Genomic DNA, 23,929 nt, shown 5'->3' with positions numbered 1-23,929 from the left:
ACAATGGCTAAAGATTCGAGCTTCGATGTTGTTTCCGAAGTAAATATGCAGGAAGTGGATAACGCTTATCAGCAATGTGCCCGCGAGATCACGCAGCGCTATGACCTTAAGGATTCCGGCGCCACTATCGATTTGTCGAAGGGCGATAAGCTCTTTACGATCGTCGCTCCCGCCGATTTTGTTGCCCGTCAGATTACCGACGTGCTTAACTCGAAACTCATTAAGCGTGGCATCGACTTGAAGAGCATTTCGTGGGATGCCCCCCTGGCGGCTTCGGGCGGTTCGGTGCGCGTGCTCGGCCATATCGTCGAAGGCATCGATCAGCCTACGGCCAAGAAGATCAACAAGGACATTAAGGATCGCAAACTTAAGGTCAAAGTCGTTATCGATGCCGATAAGTTGCGTGTGACCTCTGCCTCGAAAGACGCCCTGCAAGAAGTTATTGCTTTCCTTCGTGATCAGGACTATGGTCAGCCTTTGCAGTTCACCAATTATCGCTAATGACCGCTAAGAGGGGTTTTCTTGTCTACTGAGTCTTTTGATACATCCGTTCTTTACGTGACGTTGGGTTGCGCCAAAAACGAAGTCGATACCGACCGCATGCGCTCGCTGCTGAGTGCTGCCGGATACGGTGAAGCGACGGATGCGCAATCCGCCGACGTTGTCATTATCAACACGTGCTCATTTCTTGCTTCTGCGACTTCCGAGAGCATCGAGACGACGCTGCAGCTAGCGGAGGAAGTGTCTGATGGCATCCGCAATGCGCCTATCGTAATGTGCGGCTGCGTCCCATCACGTTACGGAAGCGATCTTCCTAACGAGCTTCCCGAGGTAGCGGCATTTGTTCGCACCGATGAGGAGGATGGCATCGTTGCGGTTATCGATGAGGTGACCGGAACGGTTCGCTCGGGTACGGCTATGCTTCCTTCCATTAAGCGTACGGTGGAAGGAACCGTTGCTTACCTTAAGATTTCCGATGGCTGCGACCGTTTCTGCAGCTTTTGCGCCATTCCCTATATTCGAGGACGTTACCATTCGCGCTCGGCTGCATCGATTTTCGAGGAGGCCAAGTCGCTTGTCGCCGGTGGCGTTCGCGAGCTTGTCCTCATCGGCCAGGATACAGGCATTTGGGGTGAGGATTTCGATCAGACGGTCGAAGGACCTCATACCCTTGCCGAGCTTTTAATTGAGCTTGCAGAGGCGGTTCGTCCGGAGCCCGTTTGGATTCGTGTCCTCTATCTTCAGCCCGAAGGTATGACCGATGAGCTAATCGCGACGATTCGCGATACGCCCGAAGTGCTGCCCTATATTGATATTCCTGTTCAGCACTGTTGCGAGCGTGTTCTTTCTGCCATGAATCGTTCTGGTTCTGAAGAAGAGCTCGAGGCGCTCTTTGCGCGCCTGCGTCGTGAGATTCCCGATATGGTCATTAGAACCACGTATCTCACGGCATTCCCCGGTGAGACCGAGGACGAGGTCGATGCGATGCTTGATTTTATGGATCGCGTTGGCTTTGATTACACGAGCGTTTTCCCGTATTCTCCCGAGGAGGGAACGCGCGCGTGCGAGATGCCCGATCAAATTGACGAGGCCACGAAGGTGGAGCGTACCCAGCGCGCAATCGACCTTGCCGAATCTCTTGGTTTTGCCGCTACCGCATCTCATGTGGGCGAGACTTCGCTGGTTATCGTCGATGGTGTCGAAGAGGGCGAGGATGGCCCCGAGCTTATCGGACACGCATGGTTCCAGGCTCCCGATTGCGATGGCGCCGTCCATCTGGATATCACCGATGCCACCGTTGGCGATGTTTTGAACGTCCGTTTTGTCGATAGCTTCTGTTATGAGCTCGTTGGAGAGGTAGTTGAGTAGAAATATCATGGCCGATGCATCTAACAAGCAACTGAACAGCATTTGGACGCCGGCAAATGTCATCACGTGCGTTCGAATTCTCTTTATTCCGCTTTTTATGGCTCTCGCGCTGCTTTCCCATCGCGGAGCCTTGGATTTCGATCCGACTCTATCCCTTGCGGCGTTCGTGCTCTACATGCTTTTGAGTCTTACCGACAAGGTGGATGGCTATCTTGCCCGCTCTCGCAACGAGATTACCGATTTTGGCAAGTTTCTTGACCCCATCGCAGATAAGCTGCTGGTTTTCTCCGCATTGCTCATTTTGCTGCAGCAAAACACAGTGAATATCTGGTTCGTTTTTATTATTTTGCTGCGCGAGTTTCTCGTGAGTGCGCTTCGAATGGTCGCGAGCGCCAATGGAGTGGTTGTCGCCGCAGATAAGCTTGGCAAGTGGAAGACTGCCACTACTATGGTGTCGTTGTGCGGATACCTCCTTTCCTTCGTACTGTTTGCCTATGGCGTCTACTTTGCATCCATGCTTTTGATCCTTTCTCAGGCGCTCATGGTTATCGCGGTTTTTTTGACTGTGGTTTCCGGCCTGCAGTATTTTTGGAATTGCCGCAAAGTCGTTTTTCGTGTTTAGAGGGGACCTGATGCGCCATGTGCGCCTCAATTGCTCTGGAACAACTTCAGCTTGATATCGATGACGTTGCGCTTCGGCTTGTTCGTTTAGCAGCAGAGCGCGGCGTCACGCTCTGCTGTGCCGAGTCCCTGACAGCCGGTATGGTTTCTTCAAGCATCGCTTCCGTCCCTGGTGCCTCTGCTGTACTTTTGGGCGGTGCGGTAACGTATACCAATCAGATTAAAGAGCACTTGCTTTCGGTTTCCGAAAAGACGATTCAAGAGGTCACCGAGGTTTCTTTTGAGGTTGCCCAGCAGATGGCTTCGGGGGCCCGTTCGCTTTTTAGCTCTGATTATGCCGTAAGTCTCACAGGCTATGCCGGTCCCGGCGGCGGCACGGATATGAATCCGGTGGGCACCGTTTATATTGGTCTTTGCTCCCCCCAAGCCGTATCTTCCAAGCGCTTCGTCTTTTCCGGCAATCGTCAAGAGGTTCGTTTTCGGGCCTGCTTAGAGGCTCTGCGCATGCTGGTTGATGCGCTTGAACGATAGCTATTTGTTTCTTTTGTCAGATTTTGCATAGTATATGAGAATAATGCGGCGTCACGTATGTGGCGCCGCATTGCCATTTCCCCTTTCGTATCTTTAAATTAGCCAATTTAGCTGGTGTTTTGGCTGTTATGAGAAGCTTTTGGGGCGTCAGTAAGAATTCTGTTTGAGATTAGGGATTTTTCGCGGCATATTTGTTGGAGATTGCGGAAAAGATGGGGAATGCCAGCTCCTAGTATGCGTTGTAGAGTGGCTTGACCACGAACAGCTGTTCGGGTATAGTCATTAACGGCAAAAAATGCAGTAAGGAGTCCCCATGGCAAAGAATTCTGGTCCCGTACGCACCGTGCATGAGCGTACCTATGGAGTCGAGCGCGATAAGATGGTCGAGGTTACAAAGGCCGAGATCGAAAAGAAGTTCGGGACTGGTTCTATTATGCGCTATGGCGATGGGGGTCCCCAGCTCGAGGTGGAGGCCATTCCTACGGGTTCACTTGCATTGGATGCGGCCTTGGGCATCGGCGGTGTTCCTCGCGGTCGTATCGTAGAGATTTACGGTCCCGAGTCTTCTGGTAAGACCACCCTTTCTCTTGAGATTCTTGCAGAGGCTCAAGCTGCCGGCGGCGTCGTTGCATTCATCGATGCCGAGCACGCTTTGGACCCCACCTATGCCGCCCGTATTGGAGTCGATATCGACGAAGTCTTGATTTCTCAGCCCGATACCGGTGAGCAGGCTCTCGAAATCTGCGATATGCTCGTTCGCTCCGGCGCTATCGACGTCGTCGTTATCGACTCCGTAGCAGCTCTTGTTCCCCGCGCGGAAATCGAAGGCGAGATCGGCGATTCTTCTGTGGGCCTTCAGGCTCGCTTAATGAGTCAGGCACTTCGCAAGCTCGCCGGCTCGCTTGCTAAATCTAATACGACCTGCATTTTCATCAATCAGCTTCGTGAGAAGATCGGTGTCATGTTCGGTAACCCCGAAACAACGACGGGCGGCCGAGCTCTGAAGTTCTTCTCTTCCGTTCGTATCGATATTCGACGCATCGATAGCATCAAAGATGGTAACGAGATTATCGGTAACCGTGTGCGCACCAAGATTGTAAAGAATAAGGTTGCGGCTCCTTTTAAGTCTGCAGAGTTTGACATCATGTACGGTACGGGCATCTCCAAAGAGGGCTCGATTCTCGATATGGGCGTTGAGTACGGCATCGTGAGAAAGTCCGGCGCCTGGTATGCCTATGAAGCTGATCGTTTGGGTCAGGGCCGTGAGGCGGCAAAGGATTTTTTGCGCAAGAATCCTGCTCTGTCTGAGGAGATTGAGCATAAAGTTCGCGTTGCCTGTGGTCTCGAATTCGATGATGAGCCCACTGGTGAGGCTGTTGACCCTTCGGAATTGGACGAGGGCATTGTTGGCGATACAAATACGGGTTCTTCTGCTCCCGATGTGGAATAGCCCAGGGATCCCAAGGTGTCAGAAGTTATCGAAATTGATACCGTTTTGCCCGATCGGGAGGAGAAAAAACGTCTCGCGGCTTTTAGCTCAAAAAAGCCCATGGCTTCGGTTTCCCTTTCATTGGATAACGGTGCCTGTCGTGAAATCGTCGTGCCCGAGCGCGTTGGCAAGCTCTTGATTAAAGATGCGTTTTCGCTTCCCCTTCCCGAGGAGGATGCCTTTGACGCGATTCATGAACTTGAATATCGCGTCTGCTTTGCTCAGCTCACCGACATGCTTTCTCGAAGGGACTATTCATCAGGTGAGCTCGACAGCAAGCTGAAGGCCTACGGTTATCGTGCTATCGAGATCGATCGTGCTCTTCGTGTTGCACGTGATAAACGATATCTGGATGACATGCGTTTCACGACCACATTCATTCAGCAGCGAATTGCCCGCGGGTGGGGGAGGCGCAAGATTGAGCTTGAACTCCGACGTCGCCAGATAGATGTCAACGATATCGAAGGATATCCCGAGGCTTTTTTTGACGAGGACGAAGATTTCCAACGCGCTCTAGAAGCTCTCGAAAAAAAGCGTGTTCCCGATGTCCGCCCGCAAGAAAAGCTCACTCGGTTCCTTGTTTCACGTGGGTTTTCGTATCAGGTTGCGCGAGCTGCGACGTCTGCAAGACTGGAAGGGGGGAGTGCTTCCTAGGCGATGCCGATCGATGCATCCTTTGCTAGTTTTACGTTGGGCCACGTTGACATAATCCACGTGAAAACGTAGGATTATATGGTCATTTGTTATGTGATGCTCACTCATCTTTGATGAGATTGTATATGGCAATTTTCATAGTTCCTACTGGGTGGATTCTCCCTAGCAAATGTCGGCGCTGCTCTTCGGGGCAGTGCCTTTCCTTATGTAGAAAAGTTAATTGAAGGAGTTGAAATGGGCATGGAGGTTATCGTTGGCATCGCTTGCCTTGTTATCGGTGCGGTAATTGCCACGGTCGCCATGCGCAGCGCTAAAAACGGAAGCCTTCGAGAGGCGGACTCAAAGATTCAGTCTGCTCACGAAGAGGCAAAAACCGTCATCAGCGATGCGAAGCGCACGGCAGAGACGCTGAAGAAAGAAGCTCTTCTCGAGGCTAAAGAGGAGATTATTCAGCATAAGCAGACAGCGGAAAACGAAGAAAAGCAGCGCAAGCGCGAGCTTCGTACGCTTGAGAACCGCGTGATGCAGCGTGAGGAATCTCTCGATCGTCGTAATGATGCTCTTGATAAGCGCGAGCATCAACTCTCAAGCCAGGCTGGTCAAATTGAAAAGCGCTCTCGTGAGCTAGATGATCTGGTTGCCAAGCAAACAACCGAGCTTGAGCGTATCTCCGAGCTGACGCGCGACGATGCGCATCGTGAGCTTCTCGACAAGGTTCGCGGTGAGGTTACCCATGAGGCGGCAACCATTATCCGTGAGTCCGAGCAGCAGGTCCGCGCAGAATGTCACAAGACCGCTCAGGAGATTATCTCTCTTGCTATCCAGCGTTGCGCTGCCGACCATACGGCGGAGGTCACCGTTACTTCGGTGCACATTCCTTCCGATGATCTTAAAGGCAGGATTATCGGTCGCGAAGGCCGCAACATCCGTACGTTTGAGCAGGTTTCTGGTGTCAATCTTGTCATCGATGACACTCCTGAGACCGTTGTTCTTTCGAGCTTTGATCCGGTTCGACGCGAGACCGCTCGTGTCGCTCTTGAGAATTTGATTGCAGATGGTCGTATCCATCCTGCGCGTATCGAGGAGATGTACAACAAGGCCGCAGATCTGGTTCAGCAGCGCGTGCGCGAGGCTGGTGAGCAGGCTGCTTTTGATGTCGGTATCCACGATCTGCACCCTGAGCTCATTAAGACGCTCGGTGCCCTGCGCTATCGTACTTCGTTTGGTCAAAACGTTCTTCAGCATTCGCTCGAGGTTTCCGACATGTGCTCAATCATGGCGTCGGAGCTTGGCGTTGACCCCTATGCTGCCAAGCGCGCAGGCCTTCTGCACGACCTTGGCAAGGCAATCGATCATGATGTCGAGGGTCCCCACGCTGTGATCGGTGCCGATCTTGCCCGCCGTTATGGCGAAAAGCCCGCCATTGTCCACGCCATTGAGGCTCACCATGCCGACGTTGAGCCTAACTCAGTTCTCGCTGTGCTGGTGCAGGCTGCCGACGCTGTTTCTGCATCTCGCCCCGGTGCTCGTCGCGAGTCTGCCGAAAACTACATTAAGCGTCTTGAGAAGCTCGAGGAGATCGCTAACGCTCACGAAGGCGTCGAGCGTACGTATGCCATGCAGGCCGGCCGTGAGGTTCACGTCATGGTTCAGCCCGACAAGATTTCCGACGCTCAGTCCACGGTTCTCGCTCATGATATCGCCCATCAGATCGAGGAGGAAATGGAATATCCCGGTCAGGTGCGCGTCGTGGTGATTCGCGAGAGCCGCGCTGTAGATATTGCGAAATAACATGAGCGATACGAACGAACTCATTTCATTTATTGCCTCGATGTCTGGTGAGGGTAACCTTCGCGTCGAGGAAAACCTAGGTGAGGGGTTCGTTCGTCTTCGTGTTTCTGAGGCCGAACGCCGACAAGCCAAGCATGATATTCAGCATGTTGAAGACATCGTTATCGAGATGCTTCGCAATGCGCGTGATGCGGGTGCTACGAGGATCTATGTAGCAACGTTTAAGGAAGAGGGGATGCGCTCTCTTCTGTTTCTCGACAACGGCTGCGGTGTGCCCGAAGATATGCGTGAGCGTATTTTCGACGCTCGCGTCACCTCAAAGCTCGAATCGATGAAGATGGACCGCTGGGGTGTTCATGGGCGCGGTATGGCCCTGTTTTCCATTCGGCAGAATGTTGACGATGTCGAGGTCGTTGCTTCAGGCAAGGACCTCGGCTCTTCTTTTAAGGTTCTAGTCAACACGGACGTTCTTAATGAACGCGCTGATCAATCTTCGTGGCCTATCGCTTCAAAAGACGAAACGGGTGCATATCATTGTGCTCGTGGACCTCATAATATCTTGCGGACCGTCTGCGATTTTTCGCTCGAAGAAATGCATGGGTGCGATGTCTTTATTGGCAGCCCTACGGAAATCGCTGCCACGCTTTATTCTCATGCTCGTGGTGAGCTCGATGCTTCCCGGCTTCTCTTTTTAGATAACGAGTCGACACTCCCCGTCACGTCGCGTTTGGGGTTTGCTGCGGATGCTGCAGAGTTTATGCGTATTGCAGAAACGATCGGCATCGATATTTCCGAGCGAACGGCTCACCGCATTCTTTCTGGTGCGATTGCACCGCTTCGAAGCGCCTTGTCGCGTTTGTTACGCGAACGCGACGGTAACGTGCCGCGTTCAAACGAAGTCGATCTAGTAAAAGACCGACGTGGACTTAAAATCGCCCCTGATGATCTTTCTCGATTCTCGCGTGATGTTGAGCGATGCTTTGAAGATTTGGCCCAACGTTACTATCTCAATATGGTGGGCGATCCCAAGATTCGCGTTATGAAAGATAGGATCACGGTTTCATTCCCCATTGAAAAGGGCGAATAGCCCTTGTGGCCTTTCGGCTCATGCGTTAAAGTCATTTCATACTCAAAACATGCCACCTTAGCAGGAGAAACGTAGCAATGGAATTCTTGAAGGTCTCAAGTAAGTCTTCCCCCGCATCAGTTGCTGGCGCCATTGCCGGAATGGTAAAAGACGGAGTTCCCGTCAATATGCAGTGCGTTGGTGCCGGAGCGGTTAATCAGGCGATTAAAGCTATCGCAATCGCGCGTGGATTCCTTATTCCCACCGGTTTTGATATTTCATGTGCGCCTGTATTCTCCGATATTCTTATCAATGGCGAGTCCCGTACGGCGATTCGTCTTTCTGTTTACGTACATCATGTCTCCGTGCACGCTTCTGACATGGATGGCTATGTCGATGATGTGCAACGAGTAGGGTAGGTCATGTCTCTTTCACAACTTAACGGCAAAACGTATCTGATCAAGACGTTTGGTTGCCAGATGAATATGCACGACTCTGAGCGTGTGAGCGGTCTGTTGGACTCTTGCGGCTGTTTGGAGGTTGCCACCCCCGCGGAAGCCGACATCGTTGTCTTCATGACCTGCTGTGTTCGCGAGGCTGCTGATACGAGACTTTACGGGCAATGCCTGTCTTGCAAGAGCCTCCCTGCTCCTCCGTCCGGAAAGCGCGTAATTGCTGTTGGAGGCTGCATTGCCCAGCGTGACGGGGAAGGTCTTTTAACCAATCTGGATAACGTTGACGTTGTCTTTGGCACGCATAGTATCGCTCATGTTGGCGATTTGATAGCCCAGGCCTTTGACGATGGCAACCATCATGTTCGCTGTGAAGAGCATGAAGAGAACCCGGCGACTACGATGCCCTGGCATCGTGCCACTTCTTATCATGCCTGGGTTCCCATCATGACGGGCTGTAATAATTTTTGCTCGTATTGCATCGTGCCCTACGTGCGTGGTCGTGAAAAGAGCCGTCCATTCGATGAGATTGTGGACGAAGTAACCGCTCTATCTCGTATGGGTGTGCGTGAAGTGACCCTTTTGGGACAAAACGTAAACTCTTATGGTCGCGACCTGTTCGGTTCGCCTCGTTTTGCTGAGCTGCTCCGCCGTGTTGGCGATACGGGCATTGAGCGCATCTTCTTCACTTCTTCTCATCCCAAGGATCTGTTGCCTGAGACTATCGATGCCATGGCAGAGGTTCCTGCCGTTATGCCTCAGCTCCACCTTGCTGTGCAGTCTGGTTCGTCTCGAATTCTCAAGCTCATGAACAGACGCTATACACGCGAGTCTTATCTTGACTTGATCGAGCGCGTGCGAGACCGTATTCCCGACATTGCTCTTTCGACTGATATCATTGTAGGCTTCCCGGGCGAGACCGAGGAAGATTTTGAGCAGACCCTCTCCCTGGCCGAGACCGTTCGTTACGCTCAGGCATATACGTTCATCTATTCCAAGCGCCCTGGAACGCCGGCAGCCGAAATTGATGATCCGACGCCACGCGAGGTTATTCTGGATCGATTCAATCGTCTCGTTCATGTTGTCGAAACCACCGCGAACGAGTTCAACCAGCACGATCTTCATCGTGTGGTACCCGCACTCATTGAGGGCACCTCGAAGAAGAACGCATCTATCTTGATGGGAAAGAGTGCAAAAAACCAAACGGTTCACGCGCCTATTCCCGCGGGTTATTCAATTGACCAGCTTGTGGGCAAAATCGTTGATGTTGATGTCGATGCCGCACGCACTTGGTATCTTTCTGGCACGGTGACCGGCGATCCGCGATGAGTTTCGATTCTTTGCCGGCTCACGTTATTGTAATCGCCGGTCCTACCGCTGTGGGAAAAAGTGCTACTGCCGACTGTCTCGCGCAGCGCTGGGGTACTGAGGTCCTTTCGGCGGATGCTATGCAGGTTTATACGGGGATGGATATCGGTACTGCAAAGACGCCGGTTGACGAACGACCCGTTCCGCTTAGACTTGTCGACATTGTTTCTCCTACCACTGCCTATTCCGCAGCGCTGTATCAACACGATGCTCGTGCGCTCATTGATGAGAAACATCAAAGGGGAGAGGTAGCGCTGATGTGCGGTGGTACAGGACTGTATATTAATGCCGCCCTCGATGATATGCGTTTTCCATCAGGGGAGTTTGAAGACGAGCGTCGCCTTGCCTATCAAGAACTTGCCAGTTCAATGGGCGCCGACTATATGCATCGGCTTCTTGCGCAGCGCGATCCCAAAAGCGCCGAGGTCATTCATCCACATAATGTTCGTCGCGTCATTCGCGCCCTTGAAATGGCTGATGACGGCTTGTGCTATGCCGATCAGAAAGCCGGATTTTCGACGCCTAAGGAATGCTATCCCTCTATGCGCTTCTGTCTTTCCATGAATCGCGAGGAGCTTTATCGTCGGATTGACACGCGTGTCGATGTGATGATTGAGCTCGGTCTTGTTGATGAGGTTAAGCATCTCTTGGAGATGGGGCTGCAGTGCGATTCCACTGCTTCTCAGGCCATCGGCTATAAGGAGATTCTTCAGTATCTCGATGGCGAATTGTCGCTTGGTGAGGCAATTGAGTTGATCAAGCGCGGTTCGCGTAGATATGCGAAGCGGCAACTTTCATGGTTTAGGCGCGACGCGCGCTACCATTGGATTGAGGTCGATGGCCTTTCCGCGTCAGATACTGCCGATGAGGTGCAGAGGCTTATTGAGGGTGCCGCGTGAGTCGATTTTCTTTTTTGTCTACAGAGCTCGAACCTGAACGTGTTTTGCTTGTCGGGGTTGATTTTCGAAATGGCGCCTGGCCGGTAGACCGCTCGCTCGATGAGCTTGAGCGGCTTGCTCATACTGCCGGCGCTCTCACAGTTGGTCGCGTTGTCCAGCGGCTCGATAAACCAATTCCAAAATCTTTTATTGGATCTGGTAAGGTCGAAGAGGTTCGTCGGCTTGTCGCTGCTCTTGATGTTAATGCGGTTATCTTCGATGATGATTTGACGCCTGCTCAGCAAAGTCATCTGGAGAAAACGATTGGTGAGCCTACTAAGATCATCGACCGTACGGCTTTGATTTTGGATATTTTCGGCCTACATGCTAAAACGCGTGAGGGGCGTATCCAAGTTCAACTTGCGCAGCTTCAGTATCTTTTACCCCGACTAAGGGGCATGTGGTCACATCTCGCCAAAGAGCAGACTCGTGGTGGCATTGGAAGTCGCTTTGGCCAGGGTGAAAGTCAGCTTGAGGTTGACAGACGCTTGATTCGTAACAAGATTGCTTCTTTGAGACGCGAGCTTAATGGCTTAGAAAAGCGCCGTTCTGTTCAGACCAAGAACAGGAAAGAATCTACTGCGTTTAGGGTTGCACTTGCCGGCTATACGAATGCTGGAAAGTCGACGTTGCTTAATGCATTGACTGATGCGGGTGTTCTTTCGGAAGACAAGTTATTTGCAACGCTCGATCCAACTACTCGCTCCTATAGCCTTCCCGGCGGTCGCGTTGTTACCATTACCGATACGGTTGGATTTATCCAAAAACTGCCCCACGGCCTCGTCGAGGCGTTTAAATCGACGCTTGCTGAGGTTCTTGAAGCAGATTTAATTCTAAAGATTGTTGACTATTCCGATGAGGATGCTGATTTGCATCTCGAAGCGGTTAATCGAGTGCTCGATGAAATCGGCGCCGGTGAACAGCTTTCCGTTACGGTGAATAATAAATGTGACCGTTTTGAAGCGTCCTATGTCCACGCTCTCGAATCGCGCTATCCAGATCAGGTATTTTGTTCTGTCTATACTGGCTATGGTATAGATTCCCTTATTGATACCCTAGCTCTTCGAGCCTCTGCTTCCGATCAGTTGCTCACCGTGATGCTGCCCTATGCTAATGCGTCGCTGCGCGCTCAAATCCATGAGCAGGGAGTGATCTTGAATGAAGAGTTTATTCCTGAAGGCATGCTTATCACAGCAAAGGTGCCTTCTAAGCTAGCTGGCCTTTTGCGTCAGTATGAACAGGGGCCCGCAGGTAAGGCAGAGTGCGAGAGTCTCCCGTTAGTTACCGAAGATTAGCTCTAGTGCCAATAGTGCAAGGGGTTGATGGATGAGGTAGATCAGCAGGCTTTTGGTGCCAATCCATTCTAGGAGCCGACTCCATCTCCTTGTTGCCCATGAAGGGTATTCTTTTGCCCTTTCATTAAATAGACGAGCGCATCCTGCTCCTACCATATACATAAAGAAATACGGTATCAATGGATAATAGTCCCCCGACATAAAAGTGGGGGAGGGAAAACCAAGCCAGGCGAGATGTTCTATCGGATAGGTTACTCGTGGAATTTGATATGTTAGGAAAAAAGCCGCAAGAGCTACTATCGTTATGAGCAGCGGATGGGGCGTTTTGATTTTTTCCAAGCACGCAAAGAGAAGCGTCGAGGCACCCATGCAGAATAAAATTCCATAGTTAACGGGCGTATCGACGCTGGCAACACTCGTAGCTATCCATACAAGAAGAGCCATGGCGGAATATAGAAGGCCTCGCTTTAGGTTATTTCTCGAAAAAGATGTGGACCATCCAGCAAGAAATAGAAAAGTCCAACTGATGGAGCATCGCCAGATATCTTGAAAAGAGCCTAAGGTGAACCAGTCCATGGGCAAGGCGTAGAGATAGGCCAAGTCATAGCAGATATGAAAAGACACCATAGAGATGATGGTAAATCCTCGCATGTCGTCAATGATATGAATTCTGCCTTGTGGGCTGAGCGTTTTTTTCATTGGCGTTACAGACGACGCATGAGGGCAACAACCTTGCCAAGAATGGTCGGGTTGTCAGCGAAGATGGGCTCCATTGCATCGTTTTCCGGCTGAAGACGAACTCTGCCGCGTTCTTTATAGAATGTTTTGACTGTTGCAGAGCCATCAATCATGGCAACGACAATATCGCCATTCATTGCGCTGGGTTGTTCGCGAACAATAATGTAATCACCGTTGTAGATGCCGACGTTGATCATCGAGTTGCCGTGTACTTCAAGAATAAAGGAGCTTGAGTCTGAGGCGATTTCAGTTGGGACGGTAAAGGTATCTTCGATATTTTGTTCCGCCAAGATCGGCATGCCTGCTGCCACGCGGCCAACAAGCGGGAGAGAGACAACGCCTCGCATCTCGGCTACAGGAGATTCCTGGGAGATGTCGAGGTTATTATCGGGGTTGCCCTCCTGCTCAAATACCTCCAGAGCGCGGGGTTTGGTTTTATCTCGCTTGATGAGGCCATGGGCCTCGAGAGCGGAGAGATGCGCATGCACGGTTGAAGGGGAGGAGAGACCAACGGCTGCCGCCATTTCACGAACACTGGGTGGATAGCCCTTCTCCGTCTGGTAGGAGCGGATGAAATCGTAGATTTGCTGTTGGCGCTTGGTGATTTTTCGTGCCATACTTACTCCTCAACCCAAACAAATGTTCGAATTTCTATTGACTGGAACAACTGTTCGTAGATAATAATATACGAACATTCGTTCTTGCGCTAGTACCTTTGTCCGCGCAAGGATATATAACTCTTCTTGGACGAACAAGAGAGGTGTAGAGATGAATAATTCCATGACATACGGTAACTTGGCGCTTAAGTCGTATAACACGCATCCTTCATTCCAAGTTATTGATGGTAATTCTCGTTCTTTCAATCATGTGAGCGTCTCTGCCCAGAAGGCTCCAGTAGCAAATGCGCGTTCAAAAGCTGGTTTGTTTTTCGTTGTTGTCATCGCTGTGATCGCGCTTTCTTTTACTTTCTTTACCTCGGCTGCTTCCCAGCGTGCTTTTGATACCGCTTCTGCGAATGTTTCGCGTGCCGTCATCTCTGTTCAATCGGGCGATACGCTTTGGGATATCGCTGAGGAGCATCCTGTTTCGCACTTGAGTACCTCTGATACCGTTGCGCTGATCCGCTCTTGGAATGGCCTTAATTCTTCTGAGCTTTCTATTGGTATGGACCTTCTGGTTCCCGCCTCCTTTCAATAGGGATTTCTTATTGCATGGGGTATTCTGATTTTTACTAGATTCGGAGGTTCCCATGCGTTGTCCAAAGTGCGGTAATGCCGATACACGTGTTGTAGACTCGCGTACCCAAGAAGCGACCAATGCTATTAAGCGCCGTCGCGAATGCTGCGGCTGTGGTTTTCGATTTACTACATTTGAGCGTTGTGAAGATCCCATCGAAGTTATTAAAAGCGATGGTTCCACTCAGCCTTTCGATAGAAATAAACTTCTAGTGGGTCTTATGAGGGCTACGTCAAAGCGTGATATCGATCTTGCCGCTCTTAACGGTCTAATCGACGATATAGAGCGCGAGCTGCGCAGCAGAACGCTTACCGCTGTTAGTTCTCATGAAATTGGCGATATGGTCCTTAAGCGTCTTGAGAAACTCGATAAAGTGGCCTACATACGCTTCGCTTCCGTGTATCGTGACTTTAAAGATGTCGATGAGTTCTTTAAAGAACTTCAAAATTTGAGGTGATTGCCCGTATGTCTCGTGTTGATGTTTCTATTAAGCGCTTAGATCCCGCTGTGAGCCTTCCGGAATATGCTTATTCCGGTGATGCTGGTCTCGATTTGCGCTGCAATGAGAGTGTTGATTTAGCTCCACTTGAGCGTCGTCTTGTCTCTACGGGTCTTGCTATCGCTTTGCCCGATGGGTATGCGGGTTTTGTTCAACCTCGAAGCGGCCTTGCTCTTAAGCGTGGGCTGTCTATCGTCAATACTCCCGGTCTCATTGATGCTCACTACCGCGGTGAACTCAAGGTCATTCTTATCAACCTTGATGCAAAAGAACCTATTCACCTTGAAAAGGGCGAGCGAATCGCCCAGCTTGTAATCCAAGAAGTTCCAACCGTTTGCTTGCACGAGGTTGATGAATTAGACGAGACCGATCGTGGTGCGGGTGGCTTTGGCTCCAGCGGAGTTGCCTAGACGCGATCGCTCCTCGTGCTATCGGATGTGCGCCGGTTTATCACCAATATAGAATTCAGCAAAATGGCGTGTTCGTTTTACGGGCACGCCAACTCGTTTCATGGTTTCGATAACGATGTCTTCGGCAGCGTGCGGCTTTCGAAGTGCATTTGCATTAACAAGCAGCGCTTTAAGCGCGGCTGGATTCTCATGAAGATGATTGAGCGTGGTGATAAGCTCTCGAAAGGTTGTGGCATGCAGGCTTGCGCCAAACGATGTGAGCATGGTGGTGTTTGCTTTTTCCTGGCCATATGATTTACCAAGCAAGAGCATAGGTAGCTTTGCGCAAAGGCATTCAGTAACCGCGAGTCCGCCAGATTTTAGAACGGCAACATCCGATGCTTTCATGAGGGAAGCCATGTCTTCGACGTAATCGAGAACCGACACGTTGCCGAGCCCCATGCCATTAAAAACCGACTTCAGGTGCATTGAATATTCTTCATCTTTGCCAGGGAGAAAAACAAAGTGCATACGATCGAATCGACGTAGATAGGGAATAGTTTGCTCGATAGCGGCCCTAAATCGAACATAGGGCTGCGGAAGTGAGGCACCAGCCATAACCAATACAATTTTTTTGTCGAGGGGGAGTCCAAAGGATTCTTTTATCTGCTCGATGTCGCAAGGAGCATCGAAACCGTCGCGTACGGGGATGCCTGTGATCTTGATTTTGGACTCTTCAACATGGCGCGGTCTGAGAGTTTCTGCCATGAATTCGGTTGCAACGCAGAACAAGTCGGTTTCTTTATGAGGCCACCAGCCCTCGATTTCATAATCGGTGGGGATACAGACCAGGGGGTACTCGACACCGGTAATCAATCGTGCACCGCAGGCGACGTTTGCGGCTGTGATATGGGTCGCAATAATTGCAAGCGGTTTATTTTCGCGAACATAATCGTTAAACGAGGGGAACATCACGCGAGACCAACCCGTACCGCCGCCCCATAGAAGACGTCCTGTAAGCGTGTAGCGCCAGGTGATGTCGTAAATTGGTCTTGTGGCCCCGGTAAAAGAGGCTGCCGTTTTATTGCCGTCAAATTTAATGCGACCATAATCGAGAACATCCAGAACGTCGACTCTGACGTTCTCTGGAATACCATGGGTGCCGCGCAACTTATCGATGGCTTGGGCAACGGCATTCGCTGCCGCCTTGTGTCCAGAGCCAACCGATGCGTGCATGACGGTGATGACGGGTTGAGAATTTGATGCAATTGTTGAGGCAGGGTTCTGCTCAACGCTCATAAGGACTCCTTGTCGACGTGGACTCTATTCTACGATGAGAATTGAATTGATGCGCAAGCTCGAGAGATAAACATGAATTGATGGGTAGTATTACCGTGTAATGTGAAACACGCATGTTGTTAGCGCGCATGAAAGGATGAGCCATGGTTTCGACAGAGTGTGATTTGGCGGTCATTGGCGGAGGCCCTGCTGGATCTTCCGCGGCCCTGTATGGCGCTCGTGCTGGGTTGAAAACCGTTATTTTCGAACCGGGTTTACCTGGCGGCCAGATTGCTCAGACTGATATCGTCGATAATTATCCCGGTCTTCCCGATATCAGCGGTTTTGAACTTGGATCTGCTCTGTATCAGCATGCTTTGGATGCCGGCGTCGACCAGGTGCAGCATTTTGTCGATGCGCTGCATCGCAAACCTGACGGTTCATTTTTGCTAAACATCGGATCCGACGAGGTTAGCGCACGTGCTATTGTCTGCGCCCTGGGTGCTAAAGCTCGTAAGGCGGGATTTACGGGTGAGGATACCTTTACGGGAAGGGGAGTGTCCTATTGCGCGACATGTGACGGTATGTTTTATCGAGGAAAACTTGTTTATGTAATCGGTGGTGGTAAGGCAGCTTGTGATGAAGCTCTATTCCTGTCTCGCATCGCCTCACGTGTCATCATGCTTGTGCGCCGCGATCAATTCCGTGCCCCCAAGGGTATTGTGAATAAGATTCAAGCAACGGCAAATATCGATGTTCGTTTTAACACTTTGGTTGATTCGCTTGCGGGCGATGCGCTTCCAACCACCATTGTCTTGAAGAATGTCTTAACACAGCAGCTAACCGAAGAACGTCATAATCCTGGGTCATTTGGTGTGTTCGTCTTTACGGGATTTGATCCTGTTGCCGGTCTCGTTAATGAGTACGTTGATAGAGCGGATGACGGTGGGGTTATTACCAAAGAAGATATGTCTACAAAGACCCCAGGGCTCTTCTGCGCCGGCGATATGCGCGTAAAGCCCCTTAGGCAGGTTGTTACAGCTGTTTCCGATGGCGCTATTGCCGCAACTTCTGCTTATAATTATCTAGCTTTAATTTAGGTACCTAAGTATCAAAATTATTCTTATTTACTAGGATTGTTTGCTGTTCAGGGGGACGTTTTTTGTAATACCGATTGCAACGGATTGATCGTTCTAGTTTTCTTCATCCCTGTACGTGGAAGTGTCCTTATATTGCTTACGAAGCAAATCCAGTTAATCTGCATTGCTGGCTCCGCTGATCAAATCGGCGTTCAGTTTACGCTGCTTCGTCTGTAATCACGACGCCTATCGGTTGGACGGATCAATTTTTATCTACTGCATTCCAATAATCCATGCATGCATGTGCTTCTAGGCAAATCGTAGATAATATATCTTATGTAAAGTTGAAGTAAGAGTTAAAAAGAGTGCGGCAGCAAATCAAATTACTGCCGCACTGATCAAAAGGTGGCTTATAGGACAAAATGTGTGTCCCGATAGAACATCCGTTTCCATCCATTAATCCAGCCAGAACGGGTACGGGTCCCTGCGGTGGAGGTCCTCCCACACGGCCCTGTCGCCCCATTCCGGCCCTCCGTCCTCGCGCGACGGCGAGGCGGAGTAGACGCTGAACAGGAAGTCGATGTCCGCGTCGGTCGGCATCGTGGCGAGCTTCTCGCGCGCCGTCCTCGCGTCCCCCGAATGCGCATGGCACCACCAGAACACCGCCTTAACGCGCTTGATGGACGTCAGCCCCCGGTGGTTGCGCAGGACGGCCCTCAGCTGCGAGTTCACCCCTCCCTCGATCATGTTGTTGGTCGACGGCAGCGGGCCGGCCTTGGCAAGGGCGGGGTCGAGGTAGGTGAACAGCGTCCCCGCCGACACCAGCGACGACAGCGACGAGCGCGCCCGCCTCAGCCTCTCGTGGGTGTAGACCCTCCTGCCGTCCGCCACGGTCCTGTCCTCCAGGAAGTCGGCCCAGAACCCGCACCAGTCGAGGTAGCGCTCGACCCAGAGCTCGGCCTGGTGCAGCGCCTCGATGCCCATGAGGTCGCGCGCAATGAGATGGAGCTCGCGTCCCGCCTGGAGCTTTGGCCGCGTCGTCGTGTAGCGCTTGACCTGCGAGAAGGCGTGGAAGGTGCACCTCTGGACCCTGGTGCGCGGCCAGGTCTCGCGCACGGCCTTCGCGAACCCGCTCCCGCCGTCGGTGACGACCACCTCGGGCGCCGGGATCGGCGCCATGAGGGCCGACCGCGCCCTCGAGTTCTCCGACCTCGCCATGTACCAGGAGACCACCCTCTCGCCGCTGCAGCAAATGAGCACCACGAGCTCGCGCGCGACCCAGATCCCGTCGACGTAGAGCACGCGGTGGAGCTCGCCGTCGGGGACGGGCATCGGCCAGACCTCCCAGAACTCGGCCGTCCTGCGCCTGAAGGACCTCCCGCCGCCCGGCATCGCCGCCTGGGAGTCCTTGGAGAGGAGCCACCCGAGGAACTCCTCGAGCCTCGCCGCCGTGTCGTCGTGCCTCAGCGTCGTCGACGCGCCGCAGGCCGTGCACCTCCACCGCTGGGACCCCGATGGGGTCCTGCCGTTGCGCTTGGTCCGACCGCCGCAGTAGGGGCAATAAACGGCCTTCATGGGCACCTCTTCCGAAAGGGTGTTTAACGGTTCCGGAAAAGGTTATCTACCAGCGGGAACGATAGGCAACCGGACACACATTCTGTCCGAGCGGTTAAAAGCGGGCACGGAATTTAAACGGCTGAAAAAGGGGCGTCGACCTGCGCCGACGCCCCTAAAGCAGACACACATTTTGTCCTATAAGCCCAAAAGGTTGAGTCTGGCTTCCTTATGCCCAGGTGTATCCAATAATCAAACCTTGATTTTCTGCGTAATACGAGCATAGCGCTCCGCATGGAAGAATATGAATTTCGGATTCGGGCCATCGCTCGAGTATGGTTTGTTTGAGCTGGAGTGCAGCCGGCTCATTTTCAACATGATCGATAAAGACAAGACCGCCGGAGAATCCATCGCCTTCCATGGAAGCGATGATTTTCTTAGCCATTTTCTTTTCGCCGCGTGCGGGGCCAACGATCTTGATGGTCCCCTCATGGCTTGCGGTGCCAAGCACGCGGATGTTCAGCCTGCTTGCAAGGGTTCCTGCTAATCGAGGCATGCGCCCGTTTTTAGTGAGGTTCTCATAACTCGACAGCGAAAAAAGCACCTGTGATTTCTCTTCAATATTGTCAATAAAGGCAACGGCTTGTTCAAACGTGGGGTCATTATCGTTTAGGTACCTACTTAATTCGGTTACAAGCACTTCGAGTTTTCCACCTGCCGCACGCGAATCTACCAAATGAATGTTCTTGCCCGAGATGACGCCCTCATGCTCGCGTGCATACTCGTCAAGGACTATATTTCGTGCCATGGAGGCAGCTTCATAGCTCCCCGAAAGGTTGGCAGAAATCGTAATTGCAATTACGTTGTCAAACTTGCGGAATTGCTCTGCCCAAACACCTGCGCTCGGGCAAGAGCTTGAAGAAGCTTCTGGCTCCTCGGCTATGATTCGATTGAGCTCATGAACATCCAGGTTTTCGTCGTCAACATAATCCACTCCCCCTACATGAATAACAAGGGGAACTGTTGAGTATTCTGTTGAGTGATCGGAAGCTTCGATTGAGCGAAGATTGCAGCTTGAATCAGCAACGATGGCCCAGCTCATCTACTTCTCCTTTGCAATGCATACCGTTAGGATTCCCATCTAGTATACAATACTAGATGGAGCGATTATGCGTATAGCCATAGCGAGGTGGGTCAATGGACAAAACAAAGGCGCAGCTGACATCACTTATCCCGATGTCTGACAACTCCCCTGCTATTGATGCTGGCCAGCTTATACAACGGCCGCCGTTTGATTGCTTTATGGATTCGGCGGAGATGGATGAAATCAGATCGTCCAAGCTTCCTACATATGATGAGCTTCCAAACGTACCGCTCTATCGCGATCAGGTTATCTCGTATATCACTTTGATACTAAAGCCGCTCGATCGATGCTCGAGTTCCGAGTGGCTGACCCCTTCGATGATCAACAACTACGTTAAGATGCATCTCGTTAGCCCGCCCGTTAAAAAGCAGTATGGTCGCGAGCAGATTTCTCGATTGCTTCTCATCTGTATACTTAAACAATTTTTGAGCATATCGGCAATTGAGCAGCTCCTTAAAATCCAATCGGTCGTCAGCTCGCCGCAAGAGGCGTATGACCACATGGTGGCCGAAATCAATCACATCGTTGATATGACGTTTTCGGCCACCGATGTTCAATCGTTGGAACGCGCTCTTCGCGAGACAGGTGAAATCAGTCGCGAAGAGCTTCTTGTGCGTGCTGCAGCTCAGGCTTTTGCATCAAAAGCGTTGCTTATGGCCTATCTCCAATTTGCAGGCTTTGAAAACAGTGGAGTGGGTGCTCGTTAATTAACCTTAATCAGCGAGAAAAGATCGTGGTCGCCCGACTCGGCAAGCTTTTTGCGCGGATTGAGGAAGCATAATTCAAGAATGCTCGCGTAGCCCACAAGCGTGGCGCCCATATCCTGGATTAGCTTGCCCGTAGCTGCTGCTGTACCGCCAGTTGCGATAAGATCGTCGATAATCAAGACGCGATCTTCCGGCTGAATGGCATCGGCGTGAATCTCGAGCGTGTCCGTACTATATTCAAGTTCATAAGAAGCCGAAACGGTGGCGCGAGGAAGTTTGCCGGGCTTACGAGCGGGAATAAAGCCGGCGCCCAACTCTAGAGCAACGGGGGTGCCAATCATAAAACCGCGCGCCTCCGGACCGACTACCTTTGTAATCCCCTCGTCTTTGTAGTGAGAGACGAACGCATCAACCATCGCCCTGAACGGCTTGGGGTCGGCAAAAAGCGGCGTGATGTCTTTAAAGATAACTCCCGGTTCGGGATAGTCGGGTATATCGACAATATAGGACTCGAGTTCTTTTACATCCATTGGTTACCCCCGTTTTGTGCTTTTGCTTACAGTAGTGCTCGTGGGTTTGTCATTCTTTTCTGTGGCTGCAGCAGCGGCGCGAGTAAGCTCATCATCTATCACGTTGACGTCAGCATCTTCGACAACGGCATTGAGGGACTCGAACACACGGTTTTTGAGAAGTGCGGTGCGAACGCCATCGGTCAAATCGTGGAGCTTGTTAAAGGCTCGTTCAAGCTTTGCTTCGCGGCCTTCATCGGAATCATCCATCCCAAGCATTCCGATAAGGACCTGCTCAAACATGGTGGATTCTCGATTTGCGGCAGAAACATACTGACGAAGATTGCGCGGTTCGATATGAAATCGATTGAGCTCGGCGCAATAGCGAATAATTTCAAAATCTCGCCCATCAACAAGATCTCGATTTTGAGGACTCTTGATAATGCGAATCAAATCGTTTTCGGCGAGCGCGCGTATAAACGAAATCTCGACTCCGAGGATATCGGGAATGTCTTCGATGGGATGAAGCTTCTGCTTGGTTTCCTTGGGCTCCGTCTTCATGGGAAGGTCAGAGAGCAGCCCCACCTCAAAGGCCAGGGTGGAAAGATCGTTTGCGCTATCGAGTTTTTGCTTGATAACGGTTAGCGGCATATACCTGGTTTTTTGCAAGTGCAAAATAACCTCAAGGCGATCGACATCCTCCTTAGAGTACTGTCGATAGCCCTTAGGTGTCCTGTGAGGCGTAATAAGCCCTTCGTCTTCCAGAAAGCGAATCTTTGAATTTGAAAGATCGGGATATGCACCGCGCAGATAGTTCACAACCTGACCGATGCTGAGGTAGCTTCGCTCAGCCAAGCTACTCACCGGTCTCGATGCGCTCCGGCTGGCTTTCGTGATAGATAAGGGTAAATGTGCCAATTTGAATAGAAGAGCCGTCATGAAGCGGTGCATTGCTTACGATGGCTCCATCGACCCAGGTGCCATTGAGCGAACCAAGGTCCTCGATAGAGACCCCAGAGGCATCATGCTTGATTTTTGCGTGAGAGCGTGAAACGGTCATGTCATTCAAGAAAATGCTGTTTGCGGGATCGCGACCAACGGTCGTGAGTGCGCCTTCAAGCTCAAACGTATTGCCCGTCTGCGGCCCTTTGATAATCGTCAAAACGGGCTTAGAGATAACCTGCGCCTTCATAAGGTCGGGAGCAGTCATATCGTTCATGGGCATGCGAAAAACGCAGGTTGCATCCCCGGAAGGAACGGAATTATGTGTGGAGTCTACAGCGGCCATGAGAACCCCCATATATCAAGCTAATAAGACGAAGATAACGAGTTTATTCTACCCTACTTATTCGGTATACGCTCCAGAAGTAACGTCCTCATCGCTATCATCAATTTCTGGATTAAGGAAATCATCATCCTCATCTTCGGGATGAAGCTCGGCTTGTCTAATGGCGATGCCGCCTTTAATCGTGTAGATAGCGGCAGTGATAAGCGAGAAGCAAACGCCGGCGTAGACAAAATAGATGCCCATGGGTACGGAAGATCCGTTAAGGCCCGGGAACTGCGTAAGCGCGGCGGGAAGCAGACCGAAGCCATCTAGTACAGGAAGGCCAAGGAGCATGAGGCTGAAGCCCGTCATGAGCAGCGCAGTGGCGATTTTTCCGGTATATACGACATCGATGGGACGGCGATGATAGCGTCGGACGATGAAATTGCCGCAGGCAAGGTATACATCACGACCGATAATGACAACACAAACCCAGAGTGGTAACTCGCCACGAGCCACAAGTCCCAAAACGCCGGTGAAAAGCAAGGCCCTGTCGACGATAGGATCCATCATCTTGCCAAGCCAGCTAACCGTCTTTGTCATACGTGCAATCTGGCCATCAAGCCAATCGGTTGAGGCGGCGATGGCGTAGATCACAAGCGCGACATAGCGGTTCTCGTTATTGATAAACAAGTAAAGAAAAACGAGAGTGAGTATGAGGCGAATTGCAGTGATGAAATTGGAGATAGTAAAAATCTTATTAGAAGGATAATCGGATGTACCGATGAGCTCCTTTTTGATTTTCTTTTTCAGACCCACAAGGCTCCTTTGAGTGCATACTTTCACGTTTGCATGATACCCGCGAAAAGGCCGATTAACCATGGTATCGGAAATACGCATGGGTGGAAAGATACGACCTGGTTGCCGAGTGTAACTCCCTGAGGCAACCACGTTTAAGGATAAAAAACAGGTCAGAGTAAAAACCTCTGACCTGCAATTCATGCTGGTCGGGACGACTGGATTCGAACCAGCGACCCCTTGACCCCCAGCGGGGTAAGAATGACCCTGACCTGTGCTAAGTCGCCGCCTTGGCATTTAATCTTCCGGTTTCAATTAGACAAACCTCTCCCAGCCTTTTCATTTCGACCGGTTTACCGTCTATCGCCTCCAGGCTCTCCCGCGACAGCAGGCGGTCGCGGTAGTGGGCGTACTGCTGGCGGCGGGCGGTAACCTCTCTCGCCAGCTCGGCGATCAGCTCGTCGGTCAAAGAGGTGAACTCGTCCGGGATGCGGACGATCTCGCGCTGCACCTCGATGGGCGGGACGGGGATTTCGAAATGCGAGTATTCGCTGATCCAGTGTCGCTTATGGTTGAGCGGCGAGAATGAAATCATCTTTGCCTTTTTATGCCTTTCAAAAAATCACACAAGGTATTTGTACTAACCTGTGGTTATGT

Annotated in this window: 27 protein-coding genes; 17 read left to right on the top strand and 10 right to left on the bottom strand. The window is 51.4% G+C overall.

The annotated features are described in order from the left end of the window. The first annotated feature begins 3 nt into the window (after positions 1-3). The 12 genes from HF320_RS04910 (at position 4) to hflX (ending at position 12,074) form a co-directional block, all read left to right on the top strand. Positions 4-501 (top strand): YajQ family cyclic di-GMP-binding protein, encoded by a 498-nt coding sequence (locus tag HF320_RS04910; RefSeq protein ID WP_169277292.1) that lies wholly within the window; start codon positions 4-6, stop codon positions 499-501. Between the two features lie 21 nt (positions 502-522). Beyond that, positions 523-1,869: a 30S ribosomal protein S12 methylthiotransferase RimO gene (rimO, locus tag HF320_RS04905; RefSeq protein ID WP_169277291.1), complete on the top strand. Its 1,347-nt coding sequence runs from the start codon at positions 523-525 to the stop codon at positions 1,867-1,869. A 7-nt stretch (positions 1,870-1,876) separates the two neighbouring features. Next, positions 1,877-2,491: a CDP-diacylglycerol--glycerol-3-phosphate 3-phosphatidyltransferase gene (gene pgsA, locus HF320_RS04900; protein ID WP_169277449.1), complete on the top strand. Its 615-nt coding sequence runs from the start codon at positions 1,877-1,879 to the stop codon at positions 2,489-2,491. A 17-nt stretch (positions 2,492-2,508) separates the two neighbouring features. Then, positions 2,509-3,021, top strand: coding sequence for a CinA family protein (locus HF320_RS04895; protein ID WP_169277290.1), 513 nt, complete (start codon positions 2,509-2,511; stop codon positions 3,019-3,021). Positions 3,022-3,334: 313 nt separating this feature from the next. After that, positions 3,335-4,471 carry a recombinase RecA gene (recA, locus tag HF320_RS04890; protein ID WP_169277289.1) on the top strand — a complete coding sequence of 379 codons (1,137 nt, stop codon included), beginning with the start codon at positions 3,335-3,337 and terminating at the stop codon, positions 4,469-4,471. Between the two features lie 15 nt (positions 4,472-4,486). Then, positions 4,487-5,164 (top strand): regulatory protein RecX, encoded by a 678-nt coding sequence (locus HF320_RS04885; protein ID WP_349290705.1) that lies wholly within the window; start codon positions 4,487-4,489, stop codon positions 5,162-5,164. A 240-nt stretch (positions 5,165-5,404) separates the two neighbouring features. Next, positions 5,405-6,955 carry a ribonuclease Y gene (gene rny / locus HF320_RS04880; RefSeq protein ID WP_169277288.1) on the top strand — a complete coding sequence of 517 codons (1,551 nt, stop codon included), beginning with the start codon at positions 5,405-5,407 and terminating at the stop codon, positions 6,953-6,955. A gap of 1 nt (position 6,956) precedes the next feature. Further along, positions 6,957-8,042 carry an ATP-binding protein gene (locus HF320_RS04875; protein ID WP_169277287.1) on the top strand — a complete coding sequence of 362 codons (1,086 nt, stop codon included), beginning with the start codon at positions 6,957-6,959 and terminating at the stop codon, positions 8,040-8,042. A gap of 77 nt (positions 8,043-8,119) precedes the next feature. Beyond that, on the top strand, positions 8,120-8,440 hold the full coding sequence (locus HF320_RS04870; protein ID WP_169277286.1) for a stage V sporulation protein S: 321 nt from the start codon (positions 8,120-8,122) through the stop codon (positions 8,438-8,440). A 3-nt stretch (positions 8,441-8,443) separates the two neighbouring features. Then, on the top strand, positions 8,444-9,802 hold the full coding sequence (gene miaB, locus HF320_RS04865) for a tRNA (N6-isopentenyl adenosine(37)-C2)-methylthiotransferase MiaB (RefSeq protein ID WP_169277285.1): 1,359 nt from the start codon (positions 8,444-8,446) through the stop codon (positions 9,800-9,802). Further along, a complete protein-coding gene (miaA, locus tag HF320_RS04860) occupies positions 9,799-10,740 on the top strand; it encodes a tRNA (adenosine(37)-N6)-dimethylallyltransferase MiaA (RefSeq protein ID WP_248276605.1) in 942 nt (313 codons plus the stop codon). Before miaB ends, miaA begins: the two co-directional genes overlap by 4 nt. Beyond that, positions 10,737-12,074, top strand: a complete 1,338-nt coding sequence (hflX, locus tag HF320_RS04855; protein ID WP_169277284.1) for a GTPase HflX — start codon at positions 10,737-10,739, stop codon at positions 12,072-12,074. Before miaA ends, hflX begins: the two co-directional genes overlap by 4 nt. Here hflX and HF320_RS04850 read toward each other — a convergent pair. Together HF320_RS04850 and lexA are read right to left on the bottom strand one after the other, a co-directional pair. Then, positions 12,057-12,773, bottom strand: a complete 717-nt coding sequence (locus tag HF320_RS04850; protein WP_211158952.1) for a heparan-alpha-glucosaminide N-acetyltransferase — start codon at positions 12,771-12,773, stop codon at positions 12,057-12,059. The genes hflX and HF320_RS04850 overlap by 18 nt on opposite strands. A 5-nt stretch (positions 12,774-12,778) precedes the next feature. Beyond that, positions 12,779-13,429 (bottom strand): transcriptional repressor LexA, encoded by a 651-nt coding sequence (lexA, locus tag HF320_RS04845; RefSeq protein ID WP_169277283.1) that lies wholly within the window; start codon positions 13,427-13,429, stop codon positions 12,779-12,781. A 151-nt stretch (positions 13,430-13,580) separates the two neighbouring features. Between lexA and HF320_RS04840 the strand changes: the two genes are divergently transcribed. The 3 genes from HF320_RS04840 to dut are packed head-to-tail and all read left to right on the top strand — an operon-like array spanning position 13,581 to position 14,957. After that, on the top strand, positions 13,581-14,009 hold the full coding sequence (locus HF320_RS04840; RefSeq protein WP_169277282.1) for a LysM peptidoglycan-binding domain-containing protein: 429 nt from the start codon (positions 13,581-13,583) through the stop codon (positions 14,007-14,009). 52 nt (positions 14,010-14,061) lie between these two features. Then, entirely contained in the window at positions 14,062-14,505 is a 444-nt protein-coding gene (nrdR, locus tag HF320_RS04835) for a transcriptional regulator NrdR (protein WP_169277281.1), read from the top strand. Positions 14,506-14,513: 8 nt separating this feature from the next. After that, positions 14,514-14,957, top strand: coding sequence for a dUTP diphosphatase (gene dut, locus HF320_RS04830; RefSeq protein WP_169277280.1), 444 nt, complete (start codon positions 14,514-14,516; stop codon positions 14,955-14,957). 18 nt (positions 14,958-14,975) lie between these two features. Here dut and HF320_RS04825 read toward each other — a convergent pair whose 3' ends face one another. Then, complete coding sequence (locus HF320_RS04825; protein WP_169277279.1) at positions 14,976-16,235, bottom strand: MGDG synthase family glycosyltransferase; 1,260 nt, start codon at positions 16,233-16,235, stop codon at positions 14,976-14,978. Between the two features lie 143 nt (positions 16,236-16,378). On the opposite strand from HF320_RS04825, the gene HF320_RS04820 reads away from it, so the two are divergent. Further along, on the top strand, positions 16,379-17,314 hold the full coding sequence (locus HF320_RS04820) for an NAD(P)/FAD-dependent oxidoreductase (RefSeq protein WP_169277278.1): 936 nt from the start codon (positions 16,379-16,381) through the stop codon (positions 17,312-17,314). A 435-nt stretch (positions 17,315-17,749) separates the two neighbouring features. Here HF320_RS04820 and HF320_RS04815 read toward each other — a convergent pair whose 3' ends face one another. Continuing rightward, positions 17,750-18,868, bottom strand: a complete 1,119-nt coding sequence (locus tag HF320_RS04815; protein WP_169277277.1) for an IS1249 family transposase — start codon at positions 18,866-18,868, stop codon at positions 17,750-17,752. A 208-nt stretch (positions 18,869-19,076) separates the two neighbouring features. Beyond that, positions 19,077-19,949, bottom strand: a complete 873-nt coding sequence (locus tag HF320_RS04810) for a DegV family protein (protein WP_169277276.1) — start codon at positions 19,947-19,949, stop codon at positions 19,077-19,079. A gap of 95 nt (positions 19,950-20,044) precedes the next feature. Between HF320_RS04810 and HF320_RS04805 the strand changes: the two genes are divergently transcribed. Beyond that, positions 20,045-20,698 (top strand): DUF1836 domain-containing protein, encoded by a 654-nt coding sequence (locus HF320_RS04805; protein ID WP_169277275.1) that lies wholly within the window; start codon positions 20,045-20,047, stop codon positions 20,696-20,698. On the opposite strand, the gene HF320_RS04800 is transcribed toward HF320_RS04805, so the two are convergent. The 5 genes from HF320_RS04800 to HF320_RS04780 all read right to left on the bottom strand — a co-directional run bounded on the left by HF320_RS04800 (position 20,695) and on the right by HF320_RS04780 (position 23,867). Next, positions 20,695-21,228 carry an adenine phosphoribosyltransferase gene (locus HF320_RS04800; RefSeq protein ID WP_169277274.1) on the bottom strand — a complete coding sequence of 178 codons (534 nt, stop codon included), beginning with the start codon at positions 21,226-21,228 and terminating at the stop codon, positions 20,695-20,697. The genes HF320_RS04805 and HF320_RS04800 overlap by 4 nt on opposite strands. A gap of 3 nt (positions 21,229-21,231) precedes the next feature. After that, positions 21,232-22,062 carry a transcriptional regulator FtsR gene (gene ftsR, locus HF320_RS04795; protein WP_373571813.1) on the bottom strand — a complete coding sequence of 277 codons (831 nt, stop codon included), beginning with the start codon at positions 22,060-22,062 and terminating at the stop codon, positions 21,232-21,234. Position 22,063: 1 nt separating this feature from the next. Further along, entirely contained in the window at positions 22,064-22,495 is a 432-nt protein-coding gene (locus HF320_RS04790; RefSeq protein ID WP_169277273.1) for an FHA domain-containing protein, read from the bottom strand. A gap of 57 nt (positions 22,496-22,552) precedes the next feature. Next, on the bottom strand, positions 22,553-23,293 hold the full coding sequence (locus HF320_RS04785; protein ID WP_169277272.1) for a CDP-alcohol phosphatidyltransferase family protein: 741 nt from the start codon (positions 23,291-23,293) through the stop codon (positions 22,553-22,555). Between the two features lie 256 nt (positions 23,294-23,549). Then, positions 23,550-23,867, bottom strand: coding sequence for a restriction endonuclease subunit S domain-containing protein (locus HF320_RS04780; RefSeq protein ID WP_169277271.1), 318 nt, complete (start codon positions 23,865-23,867; stop codon positions 23,550-23,552). Positions 23,868-23,929: the final 62 nt, after the last annotated feature.

This window comes from Collinsella acetigenes, assembly GCF_012844445.1.
Taxonomy (GTDB): Bacteria; Actinomycetota; Coriobacteriia; order Coriobacteriales; family Coriobacteriaceae; genus Collinsella; species Collinsella acetigenes.
The sequence above is the reverse complement of the archived record's forward strand: the minus strand, read 5'-3'. Positions and strand labels throughout refer to the sequence as shown.

Excerpts from the sequence above, each read along its gene's own strand:
- HF320_RS04910 (WP_169277292.1), top strand. The coding sequence starts at position 4 with ATGGCTAAAGATTCGAGCTTCGATGTTGTTTCCGAAGTAAATATGCAG.
- pgsA (WP_169277449.1), top strand. The coding sequence starts at position 1,877 with ATGGCCGATGCATCTAACAAGCAACTGAACAGCATTTGGACGCCGGCA.
- HF320_RS04895 (WP_169277290.1), top strand. The coding sequence starts at position 2,509 with ATGTGCGCCTCAATTGCTCTGGAACAACTTCAGCTTGATATCGATGAC.
- recA (WP_169277289.1), top strand. The coding sequence starts at position 3,335 with ATGGCAAAGAATTCTGGTCCCGTACGCACCGTGCATGAGCGTACCTAT.
- rny (WP_169277288.1), top strand. The coding sequence starts at position 5,405 with ATGGAGGTTATCGTTGGCATCGCTTGCCTTGTTATCGGTGCGGTAATT.
- HF320_RS04875 (WP_169277287.1), top strand. The coding sequence starts at position 6,957 with ATGAGCGATACGAACGAACTCATTTCATTTATTGCCTCGATGTCTGGT.
- HF320_RS04870 (WP_169277286.1), top strand. The coding sequence starts at position 8,120 with ATGGAATTCTTGAAGGTCTCAAGTAAGTCTTCCCCCGCATCAGTTGCT.
- miaB (WP_169277285.1), top strand. The coding sequence starts at position 8,444 with ATGTCTCTTTCACAACTTAACGGCAAAACGTATCTGATCAAGACGTTT.
- miaA (WP_248276605.1), top strand. The coding sequence starts at position 9,799 with ATGAGTTTCGATTCTTTGCCGGCTCACGTTATTGTAATCGCCGGTCCT.
- HF320_RS04850 (WP_211158952.1), bottom strand. The coding sequence starts at position 12,773 with ATGAAAAAAACGCTCAGCCCACAAGGCAGAATTCATATCATTGACGAC.
- lexA (WP_169277283.1), bottom strand. The coding sequence starts at position 13,429 with ATGGCACGAAAAATCACCAAGCGCCAACAGCAAATCTACGATTTCATC.
- HF320_RS04840 (WP_169277282.1), top strand. The coding sequence starts at position 13,581 with ATGAATAATTCCATGACATACGGTAACTTGGCGCTTAAGTCGTATAAC.
- nrdR (WP_169277281.1), top strand. The coding sequence starts at position 14,062 with ATGCGTTGTCCAAAGTGCGGTAATGCCGATACACGTGTTGTAGACTCG.
- dut (WP_169277280.1), top strand. The coding sequence starts at position 14,514 with ATGTCTCGTGTTGATGTTTCTATTAAGCGCTTAGATCCCGCTGTGAGC.
- HF320_RS04825 (WP_169277279.1), bottom strand. The coding sequence starts at position 16,235 with ATGAGCGTTGAGCAGAACCCTGCCTCAACAATTGCATCAAATTCTCAA.
- HF320_RS04820 (WP_169277278.1), top strand. The coding sequence starts at position 16,379 with ATGGTTTCGACAGAGTGTGATTTGGCGGTCATTGGCGGAGGCCCTGCT.
- HF320_RS04815 (WP_169277277.1), bottom strand. The coding sequence starts at position 18,868 with ATGAAGGCCGTTTATTGCCCCTACTGCGGCGGTCGGACCAAGCGCAAC.
- HF320_RS04810 (WP_169277276.1), bottom strand. The coding sequence starts at position 19,949 with ATGAGCTGGGCCATCGTTGCTGATTCAAGCTGCAATCTTCGCTCAATC.
- HF320_RS04805 (WP_169277275.1), top strand. The coding sequence starts at position 20,045 with ATGGACAAAACAAAGGCGCAGCTGACATCACTTATCCCGATGTCTGAC.
- HF320_RS04800 (WP_169277274.1), bottom strand. The coding sequence starts at position 21,228 with ATGGATGTAAAAGAACTCGAGTCCTATATTGTCGATATACCCGACTAT.
- HF320_RS04790 (WP_169277273.1), bottom strand. The coding sequence starts at position 22,495 with ATGGCCGCTGTAGACTCCACACATAATTCCGTTCCTTCCGGGGATGCA.
- HF320_RS04780 (WP_169277271.1), bottom strand. The coding sequence starts at position 23,867 with ATGATTTCATTCTCGCCGCTCAACCATAAGCGACACTGGATCAGCGAA.